The 26,006-nt window shown below is 60.1% G+C and carries 24 protein-coding genes and 1 pseudogene; 14 read left to right on the top strand and 11 right to left on the bottom strand.

Translation table 11 applies throughout. The annotated features are described in order from the left end of the window. Window positions 1–157 precede the first annotated feature (157 nt). Complete coding sequence (locus PH558_RS06010; protein WP_285202686.1) at window positions 158–2,632, bottom strand: caspase family protein; 2,475 nt, start codon at window positions 2,630–2,632, stop codon at window positions 158–160. A 284-nt stretch (window positions 2,633–2,916) separates the two neighbouring features. On the opposite strand from PH558_RS06010, the gene tyrS reads away from it, so the two are divergent. After that, window positions 2,917–4,173: a tyrosine--tRNA ligase gene (gene tyrS, locus PH558_RS06005; protein ID WP_095434985.1), complete on the top strand. Its 1,257-nt coding sequence runs from the start codon at window positions 2,917–2,919 to the stop codon at window positions 4,171–4,173. Between the two features lie 173 nt (window positions 4,174–4,346). Beyond that, window positions 4,347–4,673, top strand: coding sequence for a hypothetical protein (locus PH558_RS06000; protein WP_095434986.1), 327 nt, complete (start codon window positions 4,347–4,349; stop codon window positions 4,671–4,673). A gap of 55 nt (window positions 4,674–4,728) precedes the next feature. On the opposite strand, the gene PH558_RS05995 is transcribed toward PH558_RS06000, so the two are convergent. After that, window positions 4,729–8,148, bottom strand: a complete 3,420-nt coding sequence (locus PH558_RS05995; protein WP_285202684.1) for a YhdP family protein — start codon at window positions 8,146–8,148, stop codon at window positions 4,729–4,731. A gap of 128 nt (window positions 8,149–8,276) precedes the next feature. Between PH558_RS05995 and PH558_RS05990 the strand changes: the two genes are divergently transcribed. The 6 genes and pseudogenes from PH558_RS05990 to PH558_RS05970 all read left to right on the top strand — a co-directional run bounded on the left by PH558_RS05990 (window position 8,277) and on the right by PH558_RS05970 (window position 13,234). Next, on the top strand, window positions 8,277–8,759 hold the full coding sequence (locus tag PH558_RS05990; RefSeq protein ID WP_113410260.1) for a peroxiredoxin: 483 nt from the start codon (window positions 8,277–8,279) through the stop codon (window positions 8,757–8,759). A 4-nt stretch (window positions 8,760–8,763) separates the two neighbouring features. Then, on the top strand, window positions 8,764–9,594 hold the full coding sequence (locus tag PH558_RS05985; RefSeq protein WP_113410261.1) for a ferritin-like domain-containing protein: 831 nt from the start codon (window positions 8,764–8,766) through the stop codon (window positions 9,592–9,594). A 203-nt stretch (window positions 9,595–9,797) separates the two neighbouring features. Continuing rightward, window positions 9,798–10,356: pseudogene (locus PH558_RS34360) on the top strand (M23 family peptidase); the annotation flags it as partial. Between the two features lie 59 nt (window positions 10,357–10,415). Further along, entirely contained in the window at window positions 10,416–11,027 is a 612-nt protein-coding gene (locus tag PH558_RS34355; RefSeq protein ID WP_483314130.1) for a M23 family metallopeptidase, read from the top strand. Window positions 11,028–11,224: 197 nt separating this feature from the next. Then, the gene (locus PH558_RS05975) at window positions 11,225–12,745 is read left to right on the top strand and encodes a DEAD/DEAH box helicase (protein WP_285202679.1); all 1,521 of its coding nucleotides are present in this window, start codon (window positions 11,225–11,227) and stop codon (window positions 12,743–12,745) included. 66 nt (window positions 12,746–12,811) lie between these two features. Further along, window positions 12,812–13,234, top strand: coding sequence for an NUDIX domain-containing protein (locus PH558_RS05970; protein WP_285202676.1), 423 nt, complete (start codon window positions 12,812–12,814; stop codon window positions 13,232–13,234). Between the two features lie 3 nt (window positions 13,235–13,237). Here the strand turns inward: PH558_RS05970 and PH558_RS05965 are convergent, their stop codons facing one another. Genes PH558_RS05965 through PH558_RS05935 form a run of 7 tightly spaced genes read right to left on the bottom strand, consistent with a single transcriptional unit; the run spans window position 13,238 to window position 18,930 of the window. Beyond that, window positions 13,238–13,558, bottom strand: a complete 321-nt coding sequence (locus PH558_RS05965; protein WP_285202675.1) for a TfoX/Sxy family protein — start codon at window positions 13,556–13,558, stop codon at window positions 13,238–13,240. 2 nt (window positions 13,559–13,560) lie between these two features. Then, window positions 13,561–15,195 carry a molybdopterin-binding/glycosyltransferase family 2 protein gene (locus PH558_RS05960; RefSeq protein WP_285202671.1) on the bottom strand — a complete coding sequence of 545 codons (1,635 nt, stop codon included), beginning with the start codon at window positions 15,193–15,195 and terminating at the stop codon, window positions 13,561–13,563. Then, window positions 15,192–15,899, bottom strand: a complete 708-nt coding sequence (locus tag PH558_RS05955; protein ID WP_113410267.1) for an XdhC family protein — start codon at window positions 15,897–15,899, stop codon at window positions 15,192–15,194. Before PH558_RS05955 ends, PH558_RS05960 begins: the two co-directional genes overlap by 4 nt. Next, a complete protein-coding gene (locus tag PH558_RS05950; RefSeq protein WP_015340028.1) occupies window positions 15,899–16,228 on the bottom strand; it encodes an XdhC family protein in 330 nt (109 codons plus the stop codon). Before PH558_RS05950 ends, PH558_RS05955 begins: the two co-directional genes overlap by 1 nt. Before the next feature lie 7 nt (window positions 16,229–16,235). Next, window positions 16,236–17,483: a vWA domain-containing protein gene (locus tag PH558_RS05945; RefSeq protein ID WP_285202668.1), complete on the bottom strand. Its 1,248-nt coding sequence runs from the start codon at window positions 17,481–17,483 to the stop codon at window positions 16,236–16,238. A 3-nt stretch (window positions 17,484–17,486) separates the two neighbouring features. Beyond that, window positions 17,487–18,416 carry an AAA family ATPase gene (locus tag PH558_RS05940; protein WP_113410269.1) on the bottom strand — a complete coding sequence of 310 codons (930 nt, stop codon included), beginning with the start codon at window positions 18,414–18,416 and terminating at the stop codon, window positions 17,487–17,489. A 19-nt stretch (window positions 18,417–18,435) separates the two neighbouring features. Further along, window positions 18,436–18,930 (bottom strand): flavin reductase, encoded by a 495-nt coding sequence (locus PH558_RS05935; protein ID WP_095436284.1) that lies wholly within the window; start codon window positions 18,928–18,930, stop codon window positions 18,436–18,438. Between the two features lie 168 nt (window positions 18,931–19,098). On the opposite strand from PH558_RS05935, the gene PH558_RS05930 reads away from it, so the two are divergent. From PH558_RS05930 to purB, 4 genes are all read left to right on the top strand, one after another. Next, entirely contained in the window at window positions 19,099–20,178 is a 1,080-nt protein-coding gene (locus PH558_RS05930) for a branched-chain amino acid ABC transporter substrate-binding protein (protein WP_285202664.1), read from the top strand. Between the two features lie 81 nt (window positions 20,179–20,259). Next, window positions 20,260–20,946, top strand: coding sequence for a ribulose-phosphate 3-epimerase (gene rpe, locus PH558_RS05925; RefSeq protein ID WP_113410271.1), 687 nt, complete (start codon window positions 20,260–20,262; stop codon window positions 20,944–20,946). Then, complete coding sequence (locus PH558_RS05920) at window positions 20,933–21,457, top strand: hypothetical protein (protein WP_285202663.1); 525 nt, start codon at window positions 20,933–20,935, stop codon at window positions 21,455–21,457. The genes rpe and PH558_RS05920 overlap by 14 nt, the downstream gene beginning before the upstream one ends. A 105-nt stretch (window positions 21,458–21,562) precedes the next feature. Next, on the top strand, window positions 21,563–22,864 hold the full coding sequence (gene purB, locus PH558_RS05915; protein ID WP_092716414.1) for an adenylosuccinate lyase: 1,302 nt from the start codon (window positions 21,563–21,565) through the stop codon (window positions 22,862–22,864). Here the strand turns inward: purB and PH558_RS05910 are convergent. Continuing rightward, window positions 22,845–23,360, bottom strand: a complete 516-nt coding sequence (locus PH558_RS05910) for a low affinity iron permease family protein (protein ID WP_095435001.1) — start codon at window positions 23,358–23,360, stop codon at window positions 22,845–22,847. The two genes, purB and PH558_RS05910, sit on opposite strands and share 20 nt — an antisense overlap. 86 nt (window positions 23,361–23,446) lie before the next feature. Continuing rightward, window positions 23,447–24,247, bottom strand: a complete 801-nt coding sequence (locus tag PH558_RS05905; RefSeq protein ID WP_285202661.1) for a DUF2189 domain-containing protein — start codon at window positions 24,245–24,247, stop codon at window positions 23,447–23,449. A 167-nt stretch (window positions 24,248–24,414) separates the two neighbouring features. Here PH558_RS05905 and PH558_RS05900 point away from each other — a divergent pair, with 167 nt between their 5' ends. Both PH558_RS05900 and purC read left to right on the top strand, forming a co-directional pair. Continuing rightward, on the top strand, window positions 24,415–24,969 hold the full coding sequence (locus PH558_RS05900) for an RBBP9/YdeN family alpha/beta hydrolase (RefSeq protein WP_095435002.1): 555 nt from the start codon (window positions 24,415–24,417) through the stop codon (window positions 24,967–24,969). 266 nt (window positions 24,970–25,235) lie between these two features. Further along, window positions 25,236–26,000, top strand: a complete 765-nt coding sequence (gene purC, locus PH558_RS05895) for a phosphoribosylaminoimidazolesuccinocarboxamide synthase (protein ID WP_069613005.1) — start codon at window positions 25,236–25,238, stop codon at window positions 25,998–26,000. Window positions 26,001–26,006: the final 6 nt, after the last annotated feature.

Raw genomic sequence — 26,006 nt, 5'->3', positions numbered from 1 at the left:
GATCTGCAGCCTGCCGTAACGTGCATGCCAGCGCCGATTGACAACCGGTGGCTCAGTGCTAACCGCTCAACCTGATTTCAACAAGCCGATCACGCGACGATATTGCATGCGAAGGCCCGCCGAAGCGGGCCTCCAGATTATCGCTTGGTATCATCGGTCAGTGACATGCCGGCAGGCCGGGAGCGCCGCACTTCTTCTTTTCCGGAGGCTTCTGCGGCGGAGGCGGAGGGGATCTCTTCACCTGTTGCTGCACGACCTTCGGCTGCGGTTGCGGCTTCGGCTGAGCGTGCGGCTTGGGCGCCTGTACCACCACATGCGGCACGGGTTTGGGCTGTGCAGGAGCCGGATTGGCTTGCCGGGGCGGGGCGGCAGCGACATGAGGCTGAGGGTTGACTCGAGCTTGGTTGCTGGGGACCGCCTTGGGCTTCGCCTGAGTTCTGAGGGCGATGGCTGGAGCTGCTGGGGCATGCGCATTGGGCTTCGGTGCAGCGGCAACCGGATTAGGTTTACCGCTCGGCGCTGCTTGGGGTGCCGGGGTCTTGGCAATCTGGTTTTGCCCCTTCATGGCAGGCACATTGCCACCCGCCGGGAGCGGTTGCCCCTTGGCACCGGGAAGCGCATGGGCATTGGCGTTCGACGTGGCCTGAGGCTGTTGAGCCTGTTTCGTCTGAGTTGCGCCAGGGTTGGCTGGCTTGCCCGTGGCTGGCAAAGGCTGACCATTCGCACCGGGAAGCGCGTGCGCATTGGCATTTGCGCCTTGCTGGGCAGGTTGCGTGGCTACAGCCGGATTATGCATTGCATTCGGCGCAGCTGACGGCGATTGCCCCTGCTTCGTCTGGCCCGTTCCCGGATTAACGGGCTGCTTGCCACCAGCCGGCAGCGGCTGACCATTGGTGCCGGGAAGCACGTGGGCAGCGGCATTTCCGCCCTGCGGCTGCGCCGAAGGCGTGACCGCCGGAGCGGCTCCCGGTGCTGCTTTGGCGGCCGCGGCAGGATTCTGCTTCTGCAGAACTGCTGCTTTCTTCTGTACCGACGGCGGCAGCGCAACATGCAGTGCTGCAGCCCCTGCTCCGGCGATGACAGCCGCACCGGCGAGTTTCTGGCCCGTCATCAACCCAGGGGTGGCAGGTGCGACACCATTCTCAGTAACGGTGGTATTGTTGTTGATGACCGTCGTGTTGTTCACGACCGTATTGTGGATGTTGTTGAAGATGATGTTGTTTTCCGGCGGCGCGATATCGCGTGGCGGTTCGACCCATGCAGGGACCGGAACATAGGTAGGCTCCGGCAATACATAGAGATCGACCGCGGGCTGCGGAGGCGCCAGCACGACGAAATCCGGCGGCGGTGGTGCCAGAAAGACGGGCGGTGGCGGCGGTGCATAGCCGAAGTCGGCATCGTCGAAGTAAAGCACCGGCCGCTCGACATAAACGATTTCCGGCGGCGGCGGTGGCGGCACGTCATATTCGATGACGGTGAAGGACGGCGGCGGTTCGAGCGCTGCCTCGAAATGCTCGAGACGGCGGCGGGCATCCCAGACATGGGGACCACGCGGATAACGCCTCAGATAAGACCAATAGGCCTCGGGCGTATCGGCAATCCAGGTCTCGCGCCAGGTGATAGCCTCGCGGCGGGCGGCGACAATGGCGCGCACACGCCTTGCCATGGAGTCGTTTGGATAGGCGGCGAGGAAGTCCTCATAGCCCTGCAACGTGTCGCGATCGAGCGCGGCGAAATAGGCATCCCGCTCGTCGAAATCGCGAATGGGCTTCGTCCGGTTTGCCACGTCCTCGGTGCTCGACACCGCAGCAGCCGGTGCATTCGGACCGCGATCGAAGAAAGTAAAGGCGTTCTTGAACTTGGAGGCATCCCAGGAAATCTCGGCACCCTTGGTCAAGTCGCCGACCCGCAACCGTGTGCGATCGAAGACGTCATCAAGCGAAAGGCCGCCAACCCGGATCATCTCCGCCAGCGCATGCGCGTAGGAACCATACGGACCTGCCTCCTGCGGTGCGACCGTGCCGGGCGCCGCATTGAAGGCAATCAGCTGATTGACGTCGGGATCGACCAGCGCCAGACCGCCGGCCAGTGGCTGACTGGAATGCACGAATGGATTGGCCCTCGCCGCGTCCAGCACGACAATGCTGCCGCGATTGTTGATCGCGGCCAGCGACTTGGTGAAGTCGCTCACGCGGACCGCCTGGACGGGGACATCCGTGGCATTGGTGATCTGTGCATCGACAGGCGCGAAATAATTGTCGCCCTGATATTGCACACCATAGCCCGCCAGATAGACGAAGATGACGGTATTGGGGCCTGACGCGTTGGCCTTCGTCAGAAAGTCGCGCATCGCGTCGCGCAACCCGTTCTGGTCGAGGTCGCGTGCTCCTATCACATCGAAGCCCGCAGCCTGCAGCGTCTGCGCGATCAGGCCGGCATCGTTGGCTGGCGTCGGAAGCGAGCCCACCGTATAGGCGGCGTTACCGACGACAAGCGCTATTCTCTTTTCAGGGGAACCTTGAGCTTCGGCCGGATTCGCAGCGGCGATACCGGCCAAAACCAACATCATGGCAAAAAATGCCCAGATCGTCTTTTTGGATGACAATCCCATCTTCGAAAGCAGAGGCGACATACCGGTTTCTTTCACGAAACATGAGGTGCGTACGGGATCAACGGGAAATCACTAGGATTTGATTCGGGCGAATGCGCGGCTTATTCCCGGCGGCTTCGCGGCGATGTTACGATCTATTGACGTTCAGAAGCGCTTGTTTACATATCCCGCTGACGTCGAAACTTGTCGTCTCCCCCACCAAAATGGTGACGCGCCGGTAAATCGGTGATAAACGCGCCCCGCGACATCAAACAATAGCGACTTCACCGCATCCTCCAAGGTTGCGGCCTCGAGAGACCAAGATCATGGCTGAGTTCAAATCCGATTTCCTGCGAACCCTGCAAGAGCGCGGCTTCATTCATCAGATTTCCGATGAAGCTGGCCTCGACGACCTCTTCGCCAAGGAAACCGTGACGGCCTATATCGGCTATGATCCGACGGCATCGAGCCTGCATGTCGGCCACCTCACCCAGATCATGATGCTGCACTGGTTGCAGGCGACCGGCCATCGGCCGATCTCCTTGATGGGCGGCGGCACCGGCATGGTCGGCGACCCCTCGTTCAAGGAGGAAGCCCGCAAATTGATGACCGTCGATATGATCGAGGACAATATCGCTTCGATCAAGCGCTGCTTCTCGAACTACCTGGACTACAACAAGTCCGGCAACGCGGCCTTGATGATCAACAATGCCGAATGGCTGCGCTCGCTGAACTATCTCGAATTCCTACGCGATGTCGGCCGGCATTTTTCCGTCAACCGCATGCTGTCCTTCGACAGCGTGAAGACGAGACTTGACCGCGAACAGTCGCTATCATTCCTCGAATTCAACTATATGATCCTTCAGGCCTACGATTTCGTCGAATTGGCCAAGCGTTACGATTGCCGCCTGCAGATGGGTGGCTCGGATCAGTGGGGCAATATCGTCAACGGCATCGATCTCGGTCACCGCATGGGGACCAAGCAGCTCTTTGCTCTGACCTCGCCGCTGCTGACCACCTCTTCGGGCGCCAAGATGGGCAAGTCTGCTTCCGGCGCCGTCTGGCTGAATGCCGACCTGCTGCCGGTCTATGATTTCTGGCAGTACTGGCGCAATACCGAGGATGCCGACGTTCCGCGGTTCCTCAAGCTGTTCACGACGTTGCCGATGGACGAAATCGCACGGCTTTCCGCCATCGCAGGCTCCGAACTCAACGAAGTCAAAAAGATTCTTGCGACCGAAGTCACGGCGATCCTTCACGGCCGCGCGGCAGCAGAACAAGCGGCCGAAACTGCGCGCAAGACCTTCGAGGAAGGTGGCCTTTCCGAAAACCTGCCGTCGATCGATGTTCCCTCCTCCGAACTCGACGCCGGCATCGGCCTGCTGGCTCTGATCGTACGCGCCGGCCTTGCCGGTTCGAACGGCGAGGCACGCCGTCATGTGCAGGGCGGCGCAGTGCGCATCAACGATCAGGCCATCAGCGACGAGCGCAAGGTGATTGGTACCGGCGAAGTCACAGCCGATGGTATTATTAAGCTCTCTCTCGGCAAGAAGAAGCACATCCTGATCCGTCCGGCCGCTTGAGCGTCCGAATAGGAAGAGACGAAGAGAGCCGGCGCCCTCGCGCCGGCTTTATCGTTTGGGTCAGCACGGATGCATAGTATTATCAACGCTGGCCGGATGATTTTTTCATCCCCATGTCGGATTACGGCCTGCCTATTCGTCCTCAGTTCAGATCGCACGCTCGGAGGTGGATTATGGATGAAGTGCCGGTGATCAAGACGAGGCGCAAAGGCCGAAGCCTCACGCAAAGCATGTTGATTCCCAGCGAGGAGATGCTCTCCCGCGCCCTCTGGGCAGCGCCTCCGGGCCAATTATCCGATATTGCGGGAATAAGACAGGCACTTGCCAGACAATATGGCGCCGATGCCTGCTGCCCTGTCACCGTTCAGCGACATTTGGTGCAGATCAGTCAAAACGGCACGGCTCCGTTTTGGCGTATCGTGGACCCCGATCGACCATTCGCACAGCGCATGAACGGCGGGCCGGAACGCATACGAGAGCGATTGGCGGAAGAAAGATAGTTCGCCTTACAACCTCTCCACTATCGAAAGACAGCAGCCTCGGCTCCGCGCTTCCTTAATACTCAAATATCTGCCTGAAAACGCCCGGCGCGATGATCGAGAGAGGATTGATCTGCAGGTTCGATTTCTCGATCGTACCGGTCAATCTGAAGGTAATACCGATCAGGCCGCGATCGCTGCCATTGCCCAGGATGAAGCCGACGATCGGAACTTCCGCGAACAGCCGGTTCAGGCCGTAGGCGGGCATGAAGGTTCCCGTCATGTCCATCTTTCCATTGGCGTCCTTCAGCACGCCTTGGAACGTCGCCCCGACCTGCACGCCGCGAACCACGCCATTTTCGACGGAGAGCACCCCATCGTGCATCACCAGCCGCGCAAAGCCGCGCTCGAAACTCTGCGAACGCGTATCGATATTCTGCTTCACAGCCGAATTCAGGCTCTTGCCGTTCTTTCCGCTCGGCGTCGATACGATGGTCGAGAGTTTCTTGTCGTCGATGATCGAGAAGTTACGGATATCGAGCGAGCCGTCCCAGTTATCCTGCCCGATCGAGCGCAGCGACAGATTGAGCAACCCACCTTGTAGATGCCTGTAGAGATCGGTGAAGCGCGCAACGGCACCGGCATCGCCGCTGGTGATACGGATGACGCCGTTGGCGCCTTTGCTCATCTGGGTAACGAGCGCTTCGCCGCTACGGGTCACGCCGGAAAAGTCCGCAGCCGTCGTCTTGCCGCCGGCGATCGAATAGACGCCCTTGACATTGCCGATGGTCTCATCATTGAAGCCGATGACCTTGTCGAGATTGGCGCGAACGGTCGCGCTCGCCGAAGCGTCTCCGTCCGAACTCTGCTGGCCGCCCGATGTGGACGCCTTCAGGCGCGCAAGGATCGGACGTATGTCGGCGGAATTGCCCGATATCGCCACATCGTAGCCGCCACCCTTGCCCCGCTTCAGCGAAAGCGCAAAATCATCGAGCGCCGAGAGCTTCACGTTGTCGAAGCTTGCCGAGGTGAGGCTCCCCTTGCTGATCAGAAGATCGCCGCTGGCACCGAACCCATCGCCCTTGAGCGTGAAATTCTTGAGCGCCGTCTGGTTCTCCGGACCGGAGGCCTCGAACTGCGCAGTCGCCGCAATGCCGCTGCCCTTCGACCAGCCGACCCAAGGCACGGTCAGAGCCGCTTTGCCGAGATCGACCTTGACGCCCTGGCGATCGTCGTCGATGCGCGTCAACTCCACTTTGACAGGCCCATCAACTATATCCCGAAGTCCGGGCAGAACGGTATTGCGTTGCGCATCGGTCAGCGTTGCCGTGATCACGCGGGCGCGCTTGACTGTCGATTTGCTGTCGGTCGGCTCCACCATGTCGATTTGGGCCGGAATACTGTCGATCTGGGCCTGGGCTTGCAGATGCACGGATTGCGGATCGGCCGAAATCACCCCGGTCAGATTGTCGATCTTCCGATTGTTCATCGGCTTCAGCAGATCGACATTGTCGAGATTGAGCTTCGCCTGCCACTCCGGCGGGGGCGGCTGCTGATCTTTGATGAGCCCTATCCTGGCATCGACTTTGGCGACGATCTTGCCGTTGAAATCCTCCGGCTTGAACTCGGTCCGCTGCAGCACCTCCAGAGGTTTGTAGGTCAGAAGTTCGCCGATCGCATCGCCGGAGCCTGAAATCGTCAAATCAAGATCGGCCATCAGCGGCTTGTCGTAGGTCGCCGGGATCGAGAAGCTGCTGTCACTCAGCGTGATCGTGCGACCTGTCGGAAAATAGGAGGTGGCCGTGGCGATATCGACGACCATATTCGGACCGGTCAGATCGAAATGAGCCTTGGTATCGCGCAACGGCGGAATTTCACCGGGAACGTTCATCCGTGCGCCATCTATGTCGAAGGCGATATGCAGCTCGTTTTTGCCAAGCTGCAGCTTGCCGGTCTGCGCCGCCTCACGCAGTCGTCCGGCCGGAATGAAGACCGATATAGCGGCATTGGTCACCGAGCCACCGAAAAGATTGCCCTCGACCCAGACCCTGGGTTTCGAAGCCATCCAGAAAGGCCAAAGCTGCTTGACAACAGTTGTGTCGAGTTTGTCCGCACGGCCACCAAAACTGATCTCCGGCGAGCTGTCGCCGAGTTTCATATGCAGAGAGCCGAAAAGCGCGCCTTGCGGCGTCGATATACCGAGATTGTCGAACTGAAATTCCTTAGTTGCGGAAAAGAATCGCCCTGTGGCGCGACCATCGAAGCTGACAGGCTTTTCCCCCGAGAGAGACGAAGCGGCAACACCGTTCTTGATCACGAAATCGATGCCGAAACCCTTGCCTGCACTGGCGTCGACACGATCGAGATCGATGACCGCGCCGGAAAAGGGCGCGATCGTTCCGAGAAACTGCGCTTTTGATGGCGCAATCTCCAGGGTCTGGTGATCGAAGTTGTAGGCGAGGTTGATATTGGCCTGCGTCAACTCCTGCGCATCATGGTCCATATAGAGGATGCCGGGCTGGACATGGATGGTTGCGCTCAGCTTCGGATCGACGCCTGCCTGGCCCTTGACGGCCGAAAGCGTGACCTCTCCGAAGGTCGTCAGACCCTGCCGTGGCGTCCCGTTCGGATCATAGGTCATTGTGAGGGGCTTGAGATCGAGATTGGATATCCTCGCCGCTAGCGACGAGCTATGACCGGCCTCATTTTGATCCGCCCTCACGTCAAGGAGCGCTACCGACCCATTAAGCGCGACCTGGCCATAGAGATGCAGAGAATTCGGCGCCGCCCGCTCGAATGTGAGGTTGTCGACGACGAGGGAGATCGGATCACCGTCCTGTCGCGCCAGCTTCATCGAGAAGCCGGAAATGCGCACGGAATTCGTGCCGCCGCGCTGGACGAAATGTTCGAGGAAATCGAGATTGTCGAAGGCCGCATTCAGGGCCTTGGGCAAGGCATCGACGCGCAAGGCGGTCAAATCCACCGGGTCGCCTTGCGGCAGCAGCGAAGTATCGAGCGCGATCCCCTCTGCCGCTACACTTGCCACTTCCACCCTGCCCTCGATGAGGGCCAGCGGGTCTAACTCCATGTTGACGGCTGACATCGTCGACAGATGCTTGCCGCTCTCCTGATCGACGACATTGACGTCGCGGGCCTCCAGCGCCAGGCGCAGGTCGGAGGTAAAGCGGATCACGGTCGCGCCGACCTCTGCCTTGTAACGCGGGCCGATCGCCTGATCGAGGGCGGTTTGCGCCTTCTGCGACAGCGGCGCATCGAAGATGCCGCCTTCGATGGTCGCGATGACGGCACCGAGAATGATGGCGAGAAAGGCAAAGAAAACCAACGTCATGCGGCAGACGTGCCAAACATGCGAGCGCTTGCGGCGAACGCGCTCCGGCACATGCACGATCAACGGATCTTCGACCTGAGCGGACGGCAGATGGTCGAGCGACACGAGATCCTTTTTGCGGAATGTTACCTTTTCGCCTCGGATCACTCCTGCGCGTGCCTTTCGCTTATACAATTTTGTTGGTGACGCTGCGTCCCATTGGACGGCACACGCGAGCAGTATATATGCCTTCCCTCAAGTGTCATCTAAAAAACCGGCAAAAGAAAGGTTTTCCCGTGGCGGAAGTTTTTCCGATTCAACTGAACATCGGTGACAAGGCGCCGGATTTCGATCTCCCGCGCGATGGCGGCGATCGCGTTCGCCTTGCCGATTTTGCCGGCAAGCCGCTGGTGATCTATTTCTACCCCAAGGATGATACGACCGCCTGCACGACAGAATCGATTACCTTCACGGCACTGTCAGCCGATTTCGCAAAGTGCGGCGTCTCTCTCCTCGGCGTCTCGCCTGACACGGTAAAAAGCCATGACAAATTCGTCAGCAAACATGCGCTTTCCGTGCCACTCGCCTCAGACGAAGAAAAGATCATGGCAACGGCCTATGGCGTCTGGCGCGAAAAAAGCATGTATGGCCGCACCTATATGGGTGTCGTGCGCTCAACCTTCCTGATCGGCGCCGATGGGCGCATCGCGGCAATATGGGACAAGGTTAAGGTCGCTGGACACGCCGAAGCCGTCCTGGCCGCTGCCAGGGAACTCTGACGGTATGTCCGGCAGTCCCGAAACCATCACGTCGCTGCGCGGGGGCGCCATCGCCGCCATCCGTTCGGCCGATCTCGATATGAAGACCGAGCTCGCCCAGGAATCGGCAACACGCTGGTTTGCCCGCACCCTGTCGCTGCGTTCGCCGCTCGACCCGCCGCTCGCCGATCGGCCCGGCCGGCCCGAAAAGCCGGAGCTTGTGCCGCCGAAAAACATGGAGAAGCGCTCGCTGCATACGCTCAAGGGCCGCATCGCATTGTTGCATGCCATTGCCCATATCGAGCTGAATGCCGTCGATCTGGCGCTCGATATCGTCGCGCGCTTTGCAACCGGCCCGGTTCCCAATTCCTTCTTCGACGGCTGGATGCAGGTTGCCTTCGAAGAGGCCAAGCATTTTCGCATGGTGCGGGCGCGCCTGCGCGAGTTGGGTGCAGATTATGGCGATCTGCCAGCCCACGACGGTCTGTGGCAGGCGGCCCATGCGACCCGCACCGATCTGACCGCGCGCCTGGCGGTCGTGCCTCTGATCCTCGAAGCGAGAGGTTTGGACGTGACGCCGGCCCTTCAGGCAAAGATGCGCGAAACCGGCGATCTGGAGAGCGCCGCCGTACTCGACGTCATCTATAATGACGAGAAAGGCCATGTTGCCGTCGGTGCGAAATGGTTTCGCTTCCTGTGTGCGCGGGAAAAGCGCGATCCGGCCCGAACCTTCCAAGAGCTGGTGCGCGCTAATTTTCGGGGCTCGCTGAAGGCACCGTTCAACGATATCGCCCGGGCAGAAGCCGGGCTGACACCTTCCTTCTACCGTTCACTGACATCTACAAGCAATGCTTGATATACTACCGCAAAATGGCTTTTTCCGGCATCTAATACTGCAATAGAAAGCATTCGTTAACCATAATGCCGTGTACTTCCATTGGGTGCCAGAACGCACCGATTGGGAGAGTCTCGGTGACAGCAAAGCCTCAAAACCGGGTTTTCGGCAAGCAAAAGCGACATCACACTATTATCCTCGCTAGCGGCGATACGGTGCGACATATGACGGTGCGCCCATGGATGGCCGCGGTCGCCGTCTGTATGGTCGGGGTCTTCTCGATCGGCTATCTCCTTGCGACCTCCTACCTGGTCCTGCGTGACGATCTCATCGGTGCCACGATGGCCCGCCAGGCGCGCATGCAATATGACTATGAAGATCGCATCGCCGCCCTGCGCGCCCAGGTCGACCGCGTCACCTCCCGCCAGCTCCTGGATCAGCAGGTCGTGGAGGAGAAGGTTGACAAGTTGATCGAGCAGCAACAGCAACTCTCCTCACGCAACGGCAAGCTCAGCACTCTTCTCGACCGCGCAGAAAACTCCGGCCTGACCGACAAGAGCGCGCATCCAGATGCCAATGCTGCTGCGCCTAAGAATGAACATGTCCAGCTGACGTCACCCAAGGCAATCGAAAAGCTTCTCCTGAGCGGCACGCCGGCTGACGCCCCACCCGACAACTCCGCGCTTGCCTATGTCCCGGCCCCCGAAACCGTCGCCGACCGCGCCGATCGCGTCTTTTCGAAGGTGACGCTGTCGCTGAAGCACATAGAGCAGGATCAATTATCCCGGATCCGCAATCTCACCGCTGGCGCGTCAGAAACCGCCAACGAGATCCAATCGATCATGCAGAACGTCGGGATCAGGGTTCAAAACGAGGTCGCCAATACTGCTCGTGAAGACACGGATGGCGGCGTTGGGGGCCCCTATGTTCCGCCTGAGAATGTCGATCAGTTCGAACGATCCATGGCGGAGCTCGATACCGCTTTGACGCATCTGGAAACCGTGCGGGGTGCCGCCGAAAGCTTGCCTTTCCGCAACCCGGCGCCGGGCAAGCTCATTACCAGCCCTTTCGGTAACCGCAAGGATCCCTTCTTTGGCACGCTGGCCCTCCACACCGGCACGGATTTTCATTTCAGCCCCGGTGAGAGGATCAAGGCCACCGCCCCCGGCAAAGTGGTTTCGGCGGGCTGGACTGGCGGGTACGGCAACATGGTGGAGATCGACCACGGCGACGGCATCTCCACCCGCTATGGGCATATGGAACAGGTGCTCGTCAAAGTCGGCGACAAGGTCGGCGCCGGCGATGCGATCGGTCTTGCCGGGAGCACCGGGCGCTCGACAGGAACACATCTGCATTATGAAGTGCGCGAGAACGGACATCCCATAGACCCGATGTATTTCATCGGTGCCGGCACGAAACTCGCAAGTTACATCAGCGGATTGGGCGCAATTTAGCTGCGGGAATTGTGACAAACGCGCAACAAAGATCGCACTAATCCGAAAATTGCGTTATGAATGAACTTCAGGCCTGTTGAAGCGCCTGCTTTCCTTGACTTCACGGGTATTTGGTTCTATGTCGCGCTGCATTGCGGCACGCTCCTGCGTGTCGACTCATGGCGTTCGACTGAACCAAGACGGAATTAGATTTCCCTTTGACAACATTTGCTGACCTTGGCCTGAGCCAAAAAGTCCTTTCCGCGGTGACTGACGCGGGCTACACCACACCGACTCCTATCCAGGCCGGTGCAATCCCCTTTGCGCTTCAGCGCCGTGACATCTGCGGCATTGCCCAGACGGGGACTGGCAAGACCGCGTCCTTCGTGCTGCCCATGCTGACGCTGCTCGAAAAGGGCCGCGCACGCGCCCGCATGCCGCGGACGCTTATTCTGGAGCCGACACGCGAACTCGCGGCGCAGGTCGCCGAAAACTTCGAAAAATACGGCAAGAACCATCGCCTGAACATCGCTCTTCTGATCGGTGGCGTTTCCTTCGAAGAGCAGGATCGCAAGCTGGAACGTGGCGCCGATGTGCTGATCTGCACGCCCGGACGTCTGCTGGACCATTTCGAACGCGGCAAGCTGCTGATGAGCGCCGTCGAGATCTTCGTCATCGACGAAGCCGACCGTATGCTCGACATGGGTTTCATCCCCGATATCGAGCGCATCGCCAAGCTCATCCCCTTTACGCGTCAGACACTGTTCTTCTCGGCAACGATGCCGCCGGAAATCCAGAAGCTGGCCGATCGCTTCCTGCAAAACCCGGAACGCGTTGAAGTCGCCAAGCCAGCATCGACTGCCAAGACCGTGACGCAGCGCTTCGTCGCTTCGCATGGCAAGGATTATGAGAAGCGCGCCACGCTGCGCGATCTCATCCGTGCCCAGACGGATTTGAAGAACGCGATCATCTTCTGCAATCGCAAGAAGGATGTTTCCGATCTTTTCCGTTCGCTGGACCGCCACGGCTTTTCCGCCGGTGCACTGCATGGTGACATGGACCAGCGCTCGCGTATGACCATGCTGCAGAACTTCAAGGATGGAAACCTGCAGTTGCTTGTTGCCTCCGACGTCGCAGCGCGCGGCCTCGACATCCCCGATGTCAGCCACGTCTTCAATTTCGATGTTCCGATCCATTCGGAAGATTACGTTCACCGCATCGGCCGCACAGGCCGGGCCGGCCGCTCCGGCGCCGCTTTCACCATCGTCACGAAGCGCGACACCAAGCATGTCGACGCAATCGAAAAACTGATCGGTGAAGACGTTCAGTGGCTGAACGGCGACCTTTCGGCTCTGCCGCCCGCAGACGAGAGCAGCGACGACAATCGTTCGTCCCGCCGCCGCGACCAGAAGGGCAAGGGCCGCGATCGGGATCGCAGCCGTGGAGGCCGCAACGCCTCGAGTCATAAATCTGATATCGACGTCGAGGATAATGACGTCGTAGCGATCGAAGCAGCAGCAGCAAAGGCCGAAAGCGTGAAGAACGAGCGCAAGTCTGAGAACAACAATAACAGATCCCATAACGGTTCTCGCAACAGCCACCGGCCCTTCCCTGCTGCCAATGACGATCACCGTGAGCGCCGCAACCGCTATCGCGATCAGGACGACGGCCCAACGCCGGTCGGCTTCGGCGACGATATCCCGGCTTTCATGCTCATCGTGGCAAACGCCAAGGGCTGACAATATCCACCTGCCGCCGATCCGAACCACTGTGACGGAAGTCGCGGCAAATCTCGGAATCCCGACATGGGCAAGCCCGGCATCGATTTCCCAGGATTAGGAACCGGTCTCGCAATCTTGCGCGACGGCAAGATCTTGCTCTACCGGCGCCTCAAGGCACCGGAAGCCGGATGCTGGAGCATCGTCGGCGGCAAGGTCGATCATATGGAACCCGCCGCCAGGGCCGCGATCCGCGAAGCGGAAGAGGAAAGCGGCCTCGCCATCGGTGAAATCGATTATCTCTGCACTGAAGAAGTCATCATCGAGGCCGACAACCAGCACTGGATCTCGCTGATCTATATCTGCAGAGACTTTTCCGGCGAACCGCGCCTGATGGAGCCGGACAAGCTCTCCGATTTTGGCTGGTTCAGCCACGGCGAGCTGCCGGCTCAGCTTTCGGAATTCGCCAAGGCGACGATCGCCCATTTAAGCGAAGCAGATTTCCGCTGACGCCTATTTATCCGACCTAAGCGCAGCCTCATAGGCAAGCCGCACCCAACGCGCCATTTCATCCGGATTATCGAACGCATCGTCGGGTATCGACCAATAGGGCATGTTGATGGCCTTGCCCTTCTTGCCTTCGTAGGCCCAGCGCCGCGCCCCGGCGGCCTCAAATTGGGAGGCACTCGCATCGTCCGCTTTCAGGAGAATCTCGTCATCCACTTCGAGCGCCAGGATGCGCCCCATATGGTAGATTCCCTTGCCGCCGAACATCCGTTTGATGGTGATCGGCCCGAGCGACTGAAACATCTCCTCGATATCGATATTGTCCATTCCTACCCCTTCAAAATCCCGCCGGCCGCGACAACGGCCTCAGGCGTATCAACATCGAGATGTGCCGCCTCGCCGATCTCGACGTCAACGACCGTAAGTCCCGATGTCTCGATGATATGCCGTGCCCCCACATCGCCCTCCAGCCGCATCACGGCATTCAACACGGACCGCGGCAGGATGACGGGATTGCCACGCTTGCCGCCCGATACCGCCCGCACGATCGCCTGGCCGTTCGCCTCCCGGAAAGCCGCCATCAAGGCTTTCAGATCGTCGCTGGTGACACCGGGCATATCGGCCAGCATGACGAGGACGCCATCAGCACTCCGTGCTGCCCGTGTGCCGACACCTGCAACCAGCGAACTGGCCATGCCCGAGCCATAATCCGGATTGAATACCGCTTCGACGGCGAGACCATTGAGTGCGGTTTCGATCTCATCGCGCCGATGCCCTGTGACGACGACAATATCCGATACACCGCTTGCAATGGCGATAGACGCCGAACGGCGTACCAGCGCCACGCCATCGAATTCCGCCAAAAGCTTGTGTGAGCCCCCCTCGCCCATGCGGCTCGCCTTTCCCGCAGCCAACAGGACGATAGCAATCGATATCGCCGACGGCGGTTTATTGACAATGTCGCGCGGCCGTGGACGTGACTGAATTTCCATGAGCAACCCTCCAACGCCCATGCCAGTGATATCCTGCCGCGTCGGTTGTTCGCCGGCTAATATGCGATCCAGCACCCAATCGAAGCCATTCTCCTTTGGGCTGCGCGCGCATCCCGGCGCCCCGACGACATAAACGTCGCCCACCCTGCCAAGCACCAGCAGATTACCCGGATCGACAGGCATGCCGACCTGAATGACCTCGCCGCCGGCAAGCCGGATCGCCTCCGGAATGACGTCGCCAGCATCGATGACTGCCGACGCCCCGAAAACGATTACCAGCTTCGCGAGCCGATCCTGGGCCGCGAGAGCCCGACGGATCGCATCGGCAACCGCGTCTGCCTTATGGGCGACACGCTCTTCCCGCTGCAGCACACTGCTTGAAGGCTGCAGCCGCTGCGACAGGATGCGTGCAGTCTTGTCCATGACCGAGGCCTTCAGCGATGGCAGCTCCGTGGCGACAAGCGAAACGGCATGCGGCATGAAGGGCTTGACCTCGAAAACCGGCATCCGCCGGAGAATTTCAACACCAGCAGCGATTTTGGCTCCGGAAACGGCAAGCGGAATGATCTTGAAGGTCGCCACCATGTCGCCTGCTCGCACAGGTACATGGTCTGCAAGACAGGCAAGGGTGATCGCCGGATCGAGATTGTTGACACGATCGACCGCTATGCGATTTGCAACGAATAGGCCGTCGACGGCGCTATGGACGTTCACCCGTCCCGTCGCGGCTTCAGAAAAAGTCAGATGATCGGGGGCGATGGCCCGCGCCAGCTGCTCGGCCGCCTCGTCTTCCATGAGGTCGCCCGGCTCGATGCGCGCAGCAATAACGCGGTCAACTCCGGCGGCGACAAGCCGTTCGATGTCTCCGCCGACAAGGCGATGTCCCTTGGAAAAGCCACCATCGGCCAGCCGGACGGAATGCGCGAGAACAGCACCCTCCGCCTCCGCTGTCAAAAATTCACCGAAGATCATAGCGCAGCGCCTTTTGGCGATGAGACATCCCTGCCGCGAAGCGAACCAATGATCTCTGCCAGAATGGCGACCGCGATCTCGGCCGGACTTGCGGCGCCGATGGGAAGCCCGATAGGCGCGTGGATGCGGGCAAGCTCGGCTTCGCCCACGCCTTCCCGCTTCAGGCGTTCCAAGCGACTGGCATGCGTCTTGCGGCTGCCGAGCGCGCCGACATAGAAACAGTTCGTCTTCAGCGCCTGAATGATTGGCTCGTCGTCGATCTTGGGATCATGGGTTACGGCGACGAGCGCCATATAGCTGTCGAGCGGCCGCTCCTTCAGCGCATCGACCGGCCAATCCGCGACGAGGTCGATGCCCTCGAAGCGCTCCGGCGTTGCAAAGGCGGTGCGCGGATCGATGATCGTCACGTCGAAGCCCGCAAGCGCCGCCATGCGCGCTAGAATCTGACTGATATGGACGGCGCCGATGATGACGACGCGCGGCGGCGGCAGATGCACGTTGAAGAACAAGCTCTGTCCGTCTATCTCGAGCGCTGCGGACTTGCCCGAACGGAATGCGGCTGAAGCGGCATTGGCGAGCACGCCTTCCAGCGCATCACCTTCGACGATCAGCCGATCCGGCCCTCCGGAGAGATCGGTAACAAGGATCGCCGCCCGCCGCCTGCGCCGCATCTCGTTCAGCCGCACCAGTATCTGCCGGTCCATCAGCCGAGCCTTTCCACATAGACGCGGATACGGCCGCCGCAGGAGAGGCCGACCCGCCACGCGGTCTCATCGGCGACACCGAATTCCAGCATGCGCGACTTGCCCGTTTCGATGACATCGAGTGCCTCGGTGATGACGGCACCTTCGACGCAGCCGCCGGAAACCGACCCATGAAAATTGCCTTCACCATCGATCACGAGATGACTGCCCGACGGGCGCGGCGCGGAACCCCACGTATCGACAACGGTCGCCATGGCCACGTTGCGGCCTGCCGACACCCATTCCTCCGCAATCACGAGCGGATCCAGACTTTCGGATATATCAGACATCGGAGCCTCATTGCTTGCCGAGAAACCGCCTGGGATCATAGGTATCCGCGCGGCCGGCGGTGAGAGCCGATACGAGATCGGCTAGAGATAATAGATTGTGGACGGGACGGAATTCGTCAACATGCGGGAGCATTGCTTTCACACCGCGGGCGCGCGCCTCGAAACCCTCGAACCGCAAAAGTGGATTGAGCCAGATCAGCCGCCGGCAGGAGCGGTGCAGGCGATCCATCTCCGCGCTGAGCAGTTCCACGCCCTCGCGCTCCAGTCCATCGGTGATCAAAAGGACGATTGCGCCCTGCCCCAGCACGCGGCGCGCCCATAGCCTGTTGAACTCTTTCAGCGTCTCGCCGATCCGCGTTCCGCCCGACCAGTCGCGCACCGCAGCGGCGCATTCGTCCAGCGCTTGATCCGGGTCCTTGTGGCGCATCGCCCTGGTGACGTTGGTCAGGCGCGTTCCGAACAGAAACGTATGCACACGCCGGCGGCGTTCGGTCAGGACGTGCAGAAAATGCAGGAAGATACGCGTGTACTGGCTCATCGAGCCTGAGATATCGGCGAGCACGACCAGCGGCGGCTGAATTTCCTTCGGTTCCCGGAAGCGCGGCAGGATCAACACTCCGCCTGTCCGCAAGGCCGAGCGCATCGTCGCGCGCGGATCGACCTTAGCCGCTGTGCGGGATGGGGTGAAACGGCGCGTGAGCACGCGGTCCAGCGGCAGTTGCAGCTTCCCTAGTTCCTTCTTGGCGACGGCAATTTCCGCCGCCGACATTTGCGCGAAATCCAGATGGCGCAATACCTCGCTGCCAGAACTGGTAAATCGCGCATCGATTTCGATATCCGGCGCCTCGCGCGACGGCCGCTGGTCGTTGCGGTCATTGAGCAAGGCATTACTTGCGCGGCTTTCGCCCGGTTTCGGTTTTTCCTTCTCTCGATAATCGGGCGCGACGGGCGACATCATCGCGATCATCTTCGCGACGAGATCGCGCGAGCGCCAGAACAGCCGGAACGCCTCGTCGAAGACGGCAAGATCTTCACGCCGCTTGACGAAGACGGAACAGAGGGCGGCGTGAAACTCCTCGCGAGAACCAATCCCGATGGCCTCGACCGCTTCTATGCCGTCGGCAATCGCTCCAGGTCCGATCTTCAGCCCGGCCTTGCGCAGCGCCCGGCCGAACAGCACGATATTATCGGCAAGACGCCCATCACCGGGTGGTGACGGCGCAACGACGATGCCATCCCGCGCGCCCGGCTCCATGGCTCATCCCGCCGCAAGCAGTTCGGATTTGATTTCGTCCAACACACGCTTGCCTTCGGCGCCCTGAATACGGGCGATATCGTCCTGATATTTTAGCAAGGTGCCGAGCGTATCCGAAACAGTCTCCGGATCGAGCGCCAGCCGATCGAGTTCCGTTAAAGCGGTCGCCCAGTCAATCGTCTCGGCAACGCCCGGATTCTTGAAAAGGTCGAGCGTACGCAGCTTCTGCACATAGGCGGCGATTTGGCGCGAGAGTGCTTCACTGCAGCCTGGCACCTTGCGCCGGATGATTTCAAGCTCCTGTTCGGCCTCAGGATAATCGACCCAATGATAGAGACAGCGCCGCTTTAGAGCGTCATGAACTTCGCGCGTGCGGTTGGTGGTGATGATGACGATCGGAGGCTCCGCCGCGCGGATCGTGCCAAGCTCCGGCACCGTCACCTGAAAATCGGACAGCACTTCCAGCAGGAATGCTTCGAAAGCCTCGTCGGTGCGATCCAGTTCGTCGATCAGGAACACCGGCGCGCGTCCACCGACACCGGACAGTGCCTGCAGCACCGGCCGGCGGATCAGATAGCGCTCGGAAAAGATATCGGCCTCAATGCGGTCGCGATCGGTCAGACCGGAGGCTTCCGCAAGGCGGATTTCCAGCATCTGCGCGGGATAGTTCCATTCATAGACGGCCGAGGAAACATCCAGCCCTTCATAGCATTGCAGCCGGATGAGCGGCCGGTCGAGCGCCTTCGCCAGGACCTTGGCGATTTCCGTTTTGCCGACGCCGGCTTCGCCCTCCAGGAAGAGCGGCCGCTTCATCTTCAATGCGAGAAACAAAACGGTGCCGAGCGCGCGACCTGCCAGATAGTCATGAACGCCGAGCAACGCCATCGTCTCATCGATCGAACCCGGCAACGAAGGTAAAATCTGATCCGCCATGATAACTCCCTTGTAGGGGTTATAGCGCGTGATAGCCGCGGTTCATATAGAGGAGTGCCGGCTTCGGCTCGCTATAGCGTATGGCCATCACCTCGCCGAAGATGATGTTGTGCGTGGAGGCCTGCTTGATCTCGAGTACGCGGCAATCGAAGGCGGCAAGAGCATCGGCAAGCACGGGCGCACCCGTCGCCAGCGTCTCGAACTTGCCAGCAGCGAAACGTTCATCGACGGTCAGCTGCGTCTTGCCGGAAAAGGCGTCGGCCAGGGCTTGATGATCGGCCCCGAGCGAATTTAGGGCAAAGATGCCGCTTTTGAAAAAGATCTCGTTCTTGGTATTGCTGTTGTTGAGGCAGATCAGAACCGTCGCCGGGCTATCCGAGACCGAGCACGCGGCCGTGATCGTCACGCCGCGCCGCTCCGCACCGAGCGCCGTCGTCACTAGTTGCACATGCCCCGCATAGCGGCTCATGGCATCGCGATAAAGCGCCGGGTCCATACGTTGCCTGTCTAGCACCACCGTCTCCTTTGTTGAGGCGTGCTTGCCTGCCATTCAATATGACGACCAGATGTTAGCTTTTCTACAATAGCATTATTGAAAACAGAGCGATTTTGCTGCTTTTTCTTTGACGATGCCCTGCGGACGGATAAATAGGGCAGGAAAATTGTCCGGGATACTCCATCGATGAACGTTCTGCGTCGCCTTCCGCTCCTGCTTGCGCTGCTTTCGGCAGCCGGCAGCAGCTATGCCGCAGGAATTCACATCGGCGTCGTGGCACCGCAGGACGGTAATTTCGCGACGCTCGGCGCGCAAATCATCGCCGGCGCTAATTTCCAGATCCAGGCCCAAAAGGATACGGCGACCGTCGTCAACGAGCCTTGCACGGAGGATGGCGGTCGAGCCGCCGCCGAAGCGCTGGTGGCCGCCAAGGCACAAGTCGCAATCGGCTTTCTCTGCACGGAGACCCTCGAGGGCGCTCTGCCGCGCCTGAAGGATGCCGGCATACCCGTCATCACCGTTTCCGTGCGCTCGCGTATTTTCATGGAAGACGCGTTGAAAAATGGTTGGCCGCTCTTTCGCCTGGCGCCGGTCGACAGCGCCGAGGCGGCCGTGGCGATCGACACCATTTTGAAAAATTGGGCCGCGGAACCGATGGCGCTGATCGATGACGGTACGATACACGGTCGCGAACTGGTCGGCGCGATCCGCAACGCGCTCGAGGAAAAGGGGCTAAAGCCGGTCTTCACCGATACCTATCGCCCCGGTCAGGATCAGCAGATCGCCCTCGTGAGGCGCTTGAAGAAGGCTGGCGCGACACGCGTCTTCGTCGGCGGCGACCGCAGCGATGTCGCCGTGATTGCCCGCGACGCGAAGAACGAGAACATCCCGCTGGTCTTGATGGGCGGGGATGCCATGCGCGCCGCAGATCAGCCCCTTCCCTTGCTGGAGGGTGTGCAGGCGATTGCGCTACCCGATTATACCAGCCTGCCGGCAGCCCAGCCCACGGTACAGGCGATGCGCGCGGGCGGTATCGAACCCGACGGCTATACCCTGCCGGCCGCAGCAGCGACTCAGATCGCCAGCCAGGCAGCCGAGAGCGCCAAGGCGGACAATAAACCCATTGCCGAAAAGCTCATGGGAATGGTTTTCCAGACAATGATCGGCCCTATCTCGTTCGGACAGAACCACGAATTGACCGAAAACCCCTATCGTCTGCTGGAATGGCGGGGCAATGCCTTCGTGCCGGTGACGCCATCGAACTGAGGCAAGCCGTTCTGGCGGTTGTTTGCCCGTTGCAGCGGTGGTAATCCAGGCGCGAAATAATAAGTTGGAGCTCAGCCACCCATGACCTTGCCGATCCGTATTGCCCCTTCCATTCTCGCCGCCGACTTCGCCAAGCTCGGTCAGGAAGTCAAGGATGTGACCAAAGCCGGCGCCGACTGGATCCATCTCGATGTCATGGACGGCCATTTTGTGCCGAACATCTCCTTCGGCGCCGATGTCATTAAAGCGCTGCGTCCCTACACGACCGCGACCTTCGATTGCCACCTGATGATCTCGCCGGCCGACCCCTATCTGGAAGCCTTCGCCAAGGCCGGCTGCGACCGCATCACGGTCCATGCCGAAGCCGGCGTGCATCTGCATCGCTCGCTTCAGACGATCCGCCATCTCGGCAAGAAGGTCGGCGTCACCCTCAATCCGGCAACGCCGCTTTCCGTGCTGGAAAACGTCCTCGACGATATCGACTTGATCCTGATCATGTCGGTCAATCCGGGCTTTGGCGGCCAGAAATTCATCCCTGCCATGGCCGACAAGATCCGCAACGCCAAGTCCCTGATCGGTGACCGTCCGATCGAACTGGAAGTCGATGGGGGCGTCTCCGTTGAGACGGCGCCTCTCATCACGGCCTCCGGTGCCAACGTTCTCGTGGCCGGTTCGGCGATCTTCAAGGGCGAATCGGTCGAGGCCTACAGGCAGACGATCGGCGATCTCCGGGCGGCGGCCGAACGAGGCCGCATTGGATCAAACTAACCCGACCAACGCCTTCATCGCGACGACGGGCCGGATACGGACCGTCGCCTCGCATTGCCTTGAAGTTTTCGGCAGCGCGATCTGCTGGGGTGCGGCCATGGCGGCCTCGGCGATCGCGGCGCTCTATTTGCGCAACGGGCTACTGACCAGCCACCTTGGCGCGCTTACCCTCGTCTACTTCTTCGGCGGCGCCCTCTCCTGGCTCATCCTCATGCCGCTCACTCAGCGTTTTGCCCGCCAGCGGCCGACCAGCGCGCGTTTTGCCGCCTTCTTTCTGGCCCTCTCCATCGGCACTGTGGTGATGACGGCCTTCCTCTTCGCCATGGACTACCGCGGGTTCTATTCGCGCTGGCACGCGCCATTCGGTTCGCTTACCTGGATCTTCCAGTTCCTGTTCACCGGCGCCAGCGCCGTCTACCAGTTCGCCGTCCTCGGCCTGACCTTGTTTCTGCCATTCGGCCTGCTATGCCTGACAGCCGTTTCGGCCTATCTTGCGCGACGGGCGCGTTGAAGTCCCGCTAAACATTGTGCCCATGAAACATTGTGATTACCGCCCGTCTTTGTTATGGGGGCGCCAAGTTCTCCTTGTCCCGTTAGCCAAGAAAGCTTTGAGCCTATGATCCCGCGCTACTCCCGACCGGAAATGGTCGCCATCTGGTCTCCCGAAACCAAGTTCCGTATCTGGTTCGAGATCGAGGCCCATGCCTGTGACGCGCTGGCCGCGCTCGGCGTCATTCCGAAGTCGGCGGCGGATACGATCTGGGAAAAGGGTGGCAAGGCGACGTTCGACGTTGCCCGCATCGACGAGATCGAAGCCGTCACCAAGCACGACGTCATCGCCTTCCTGACGCACCTGGCCGAAATCGTCGGTCCGGATGCCCGCTTCGTCCACCAGGGCATGACCTCCTCGGACGTGCTCGATACCTGCTTCAACGTCCAGCTCGTGCGCGCCAGCGACTTGCTCATCGCCGATATAGACAAGCTGCTGGAAGCCCTGAAGCGCCGCGCCTTCGAGCACAAGGATACCGTCACGATCGGGCGTTCGCACGGCATCCATGCCGAACCCACCACATTTGGCGTCAAGCTGGCGCTCGCCTATGCCGAATTCGAGCGCTGCAAGCAGCGCCTGATCGCAGCCCGCGAGGAAGTCGCCACCTGCGCCATCTCCGGTGCCGTCGGCACCTTCGCCAATATCGACCCCCGCGTTGAGGAACATGTCGCCGCCGCCCTCGGCCTGAAGCCGGAGCCGGTCTCGACACAAGTCATCCCGCGCGACCGCCACGCGATGTTCTTCGCCACGCTCGGCGTCGTCGCCTCCTCGATCGAGCGTCTCGCCACTGAAATCCGCCATCTGCAGCGCACCGAAGTTCTGGAAGCCGAAGAATATTTCTCGCCGGGCCAGAAGGGCTCGTCGGCCATGCCGCACAAGCGCAATCCGGTCCTGACGGAAAACCTGACGGGCCTCGCCCGCATGGTCCGCTCCTATTCGATCCCGGCCATGGAGAATGTCGCTCTCTGGCATGAGCGCGATATCTCGCACTCCTCCGTCGAACGCATGATCGGCCCGGATGCGACCGTCACTCTCGATTTCGCGCTGGCCCGCATCACCAGCGTCATCGACAAGCTTCTCGTCTACCCGGACAATATGATGAAGAATTTGAACAAGTTCCGCGGGCTTGTTCATTCGCAGCGCGTGCTTCTGGCGTTGACCCAGGCCGGCGTGTCCCGCGAGGATTCCTATCGCCTCGTCCAGCGCAATGCCATGAAGGTCTGGGAGGAAGGCAAGGACTTCCTCGAGGAACTTCTGGCAGACCAGGAAGTGCGCGCCGCCCTTTCGGAAGCAGATATCCGCGAAAAGTTCGACCTTGGCTATCATACCAAGCATGTCGACACGATCTTCAAGCGGGTTTTCGGCTAGAATTTCCCGCTTTCGATTGCGCTTTGCTTGAGGCGGTGCGGTTGACGCGCCGCTTCTTTCCTTTGTCGGCGGATTTGGCCGCGATAGCGCGGTCATGCTCGATACTCTCGCCAGCCTTGCCCTGATGTTGATCAGGTTCGCGCTTTGCCGCCTTTTCGACCAGCCGGTCGAGGTGCTTCAAATCCTCTTCGTCGAGATTCTCGATCCCGATAAAGCGGTTCTCGGCCGCGCTCGTCAGGATGAGTTCGTTGAGCTTGGCCTGGATGGCCCGCGTATCGCGCGTCTGTGCATTCTGGAGCAGGAAAACCATCAGAAAGGTGACGATCGTCGTGCTAGTGTTGATGACCAGCTGCCATGTGTCGGAGTAGCCGAAGATTGGCCCGGTCGCGCCCCAGAGAACGACGGAGAACAGGGCAAGCACGAAAATGGCCGGTTTGCCGGTCCATTCCGACACAACAACCGCGAAACGAGTGAAAATATGCGTAAGCCGCGCCATGATCCGCATCTCCTGATGATGCGGATCAACGTAGGAAACCGTGCCGCGGTTCCAATGATGAAGGCTTCAGCCTATGCCGGCCTCGTCTAGTTCCCGGTCACAATCAGCTTGCGATAGAGATGCCAGGATGCGTGACCGAGAACAGGCATGACGACCGCCAGTCCGGCAAAGATCGGAATAGTGCCGATGACGAGCAGCGCTGTCACGATCAAGCCCCAGACCGCGATCGGTACCGGATTGGTCAGCGTCGCCCGGATGCTCGCATCGACCGCGGCAACGACACCGACGTCGCGATCCAGCAGCAGCTGGAACGTAACGACCGTTGTCGCCAGCGCGACGAGAGCAAAGAGGAAGCCGATCAGATTGCCCCAAAGCATCATCGCCATACCCTCGCGCGTCGTCAGCACGCTCGACACGAAGGATGAAAGCGTCGGAGGAACACCGTCGCCGAAATAGATGAAGTAGATGCTCTGCGCCACGAAGAGCCAGACAATGAACAGACCGAACAGCATGAGGCCGGCAACAATGATCGACGGCAGGGCCGGCGAGAAGCGCACGTCGAACGCATGGCTCCATGACGTATCCAGCTCCTTTTCCCGCCGCCTGCTGATCTCGTAGAGGCCGATTGCGGCCAGCGGCCCGAGCAGGGCAAAACCAGACATCAGCGGAAACAGCAATGGCAGCAGATTCTGGTCGGTACTCCAGATCGCCAGCGCAATGCCGGCAATCGGATACATCAGGCACAGAAAAACATAATGCGATGGCTTTTCGCTGAAATCGTCCAGCCCCATCCTCAGGGCGTCGACGAGATCGGCGATACCGATCTTACGGATGGCGGGACGCGTAAAAGTGTGGCCTGCTCCAGCCATGACGTGAAAGGCCGTCATAATGCTCTCCTCCTCAACCGTGGTGCTCGGCTGGCGGTTTGAGATGGCGGCAAACGGGGCGCCGACATCGTCATTCGCTACCGGCAGCCGCAATCCTAGCAAATTTTGCCGCAATTGTCGCCTTTTCCCTTGACAGTTGGGCTCACCTTTTCCACATCGGCGAAATCATGAAAGCCTCCGACGCAAACATCCTCATCATTCCCGGCTACACGAATTCCGGCCCCGACCACTGGCAGACGCGCTGGGAACAGAAGCTCTCGACCGCACGGCGCGTGGAGCAGGCGGAATGGTCGAAGCCCGTGCGCGACGATTGGGTGGCCCGCATTGCGGAAGAAGTGAATGCCTCGGACAAGCCCGTCATCTTGGTCGCGCATTCGCTCGGCGTTCCCTCGGTGATCCATGCGATCCCGCATTTCCGCAACAAGGTCGCTGGCGCCTTCTTCGTCGCACCGCCCGATGTCGCCAATCCGGCCATCCGGCCGAAACATCTGATGACGTTCGGCCCCTATCCGCGCGACCCCCTGCCATTTCCGTCGATCACGATCGCAAGCCGCAATGATCCCTTCGGCAGTTACGAACATGCGGATGATATTGCCAACAGCTGGGGCTCGCTGCTGATCGATGCCGGCGAATCCGGCCATATCAATACCGAATCCGGTCATGGGCCCTGGCCGGAGGGCACCATGGTCTTTTCGAAGTTTCTCAGCCAGCTGAAGCCGTAGTATTATTCATAAACGATGATGGATAGAGGCATGCCTCGCCTCACTAGCCTGTGAAGTACCTGGCACCTTCATTCCATCGTCAGATAAAAGCCTGTAAAACAGGCCATGACTGGACCCCGAATCTTGCGTTGGCACCCCGCCAAGGCCGGAATTCCGAGGAAGGAGGCGCAGGCGGATTGTGAATTCGCTTCTTATCCGTTATGGGGACGCCCACATACGATCCACTTGCGCTGTCCCATGAGCGCCAAAGACAGAGAACAATACCAATGAACCGTCGCCGCCGTATTTACGAGGGCAAGGCCAAGATCCTTTACGAGGGGCCTGAGCCGGGCACGCTGATCCAGTTCTTCAAGGACGACGCCACCGCCTTCAACAAGAAGAAGCACGAAGTCATCGATGGCAAGGGCGTTCTGAACAATCGCATCTGCGAGTATATCTTCAGCCATCTGAACAAGATCGGCATTCCCACCCATTTCATCCGCCGCCTCAACATGCGCGAGCAGCTGATCAAGGAAGTGGAGATGATTCCGCTCGAGATCGTCGTGCGCAACGTTGCCGCCGGCTCCCTCGCCAAGCGTCTCGGCATCGAGGAAGGCGTGGTTCTGCCGCGCTCGATCATCGAGTTCTATTACAAATCCGACGCGCTCGAAGACCCGATGGTTTCCGAAGAGCACATCACGGCTTTCGGCTGGGCCAATCCGGCCGAGCTGGATGACATCATGGCGCTCGCCATCCGCGTCAACGACTTCATGACCGGTCTTTTCCTCGGCGTCGGCATCCAGCTCGTCGATTTCAAGATCGAATGCGGCCGCCTTTTCGAAGGCGACATGATGCGCATCATCCTCGCCGACGAAATCTCGCCGGACTCTTGCCGTCTCTGGGACATCGAAACCCGGGAAAAGATGGACAAGGACCGCTTCCGTCGCGACATGGGTGGTCTGCTCGAAGCCTATTCCGAAGTGGCTCGCCGCCTCGGCATCATCAATGAAAACGAACCCGTGCGCGGCACGGGCCCGGTTCTCGTCAAGTAAGTTCAG

Source organism: Rhizobium pantanalense, from assembly GCF_030182525.1.
Taxonomy (GTDB): domain Bacteria; phylum Pseudomonadota; class Alphaproteobacteria; order Rhizobiales; family Rhizobiaceae; genus Rhizobium.
This window is presented reverse-complemented; position numbering and strand designations above follow the sequence as displayed.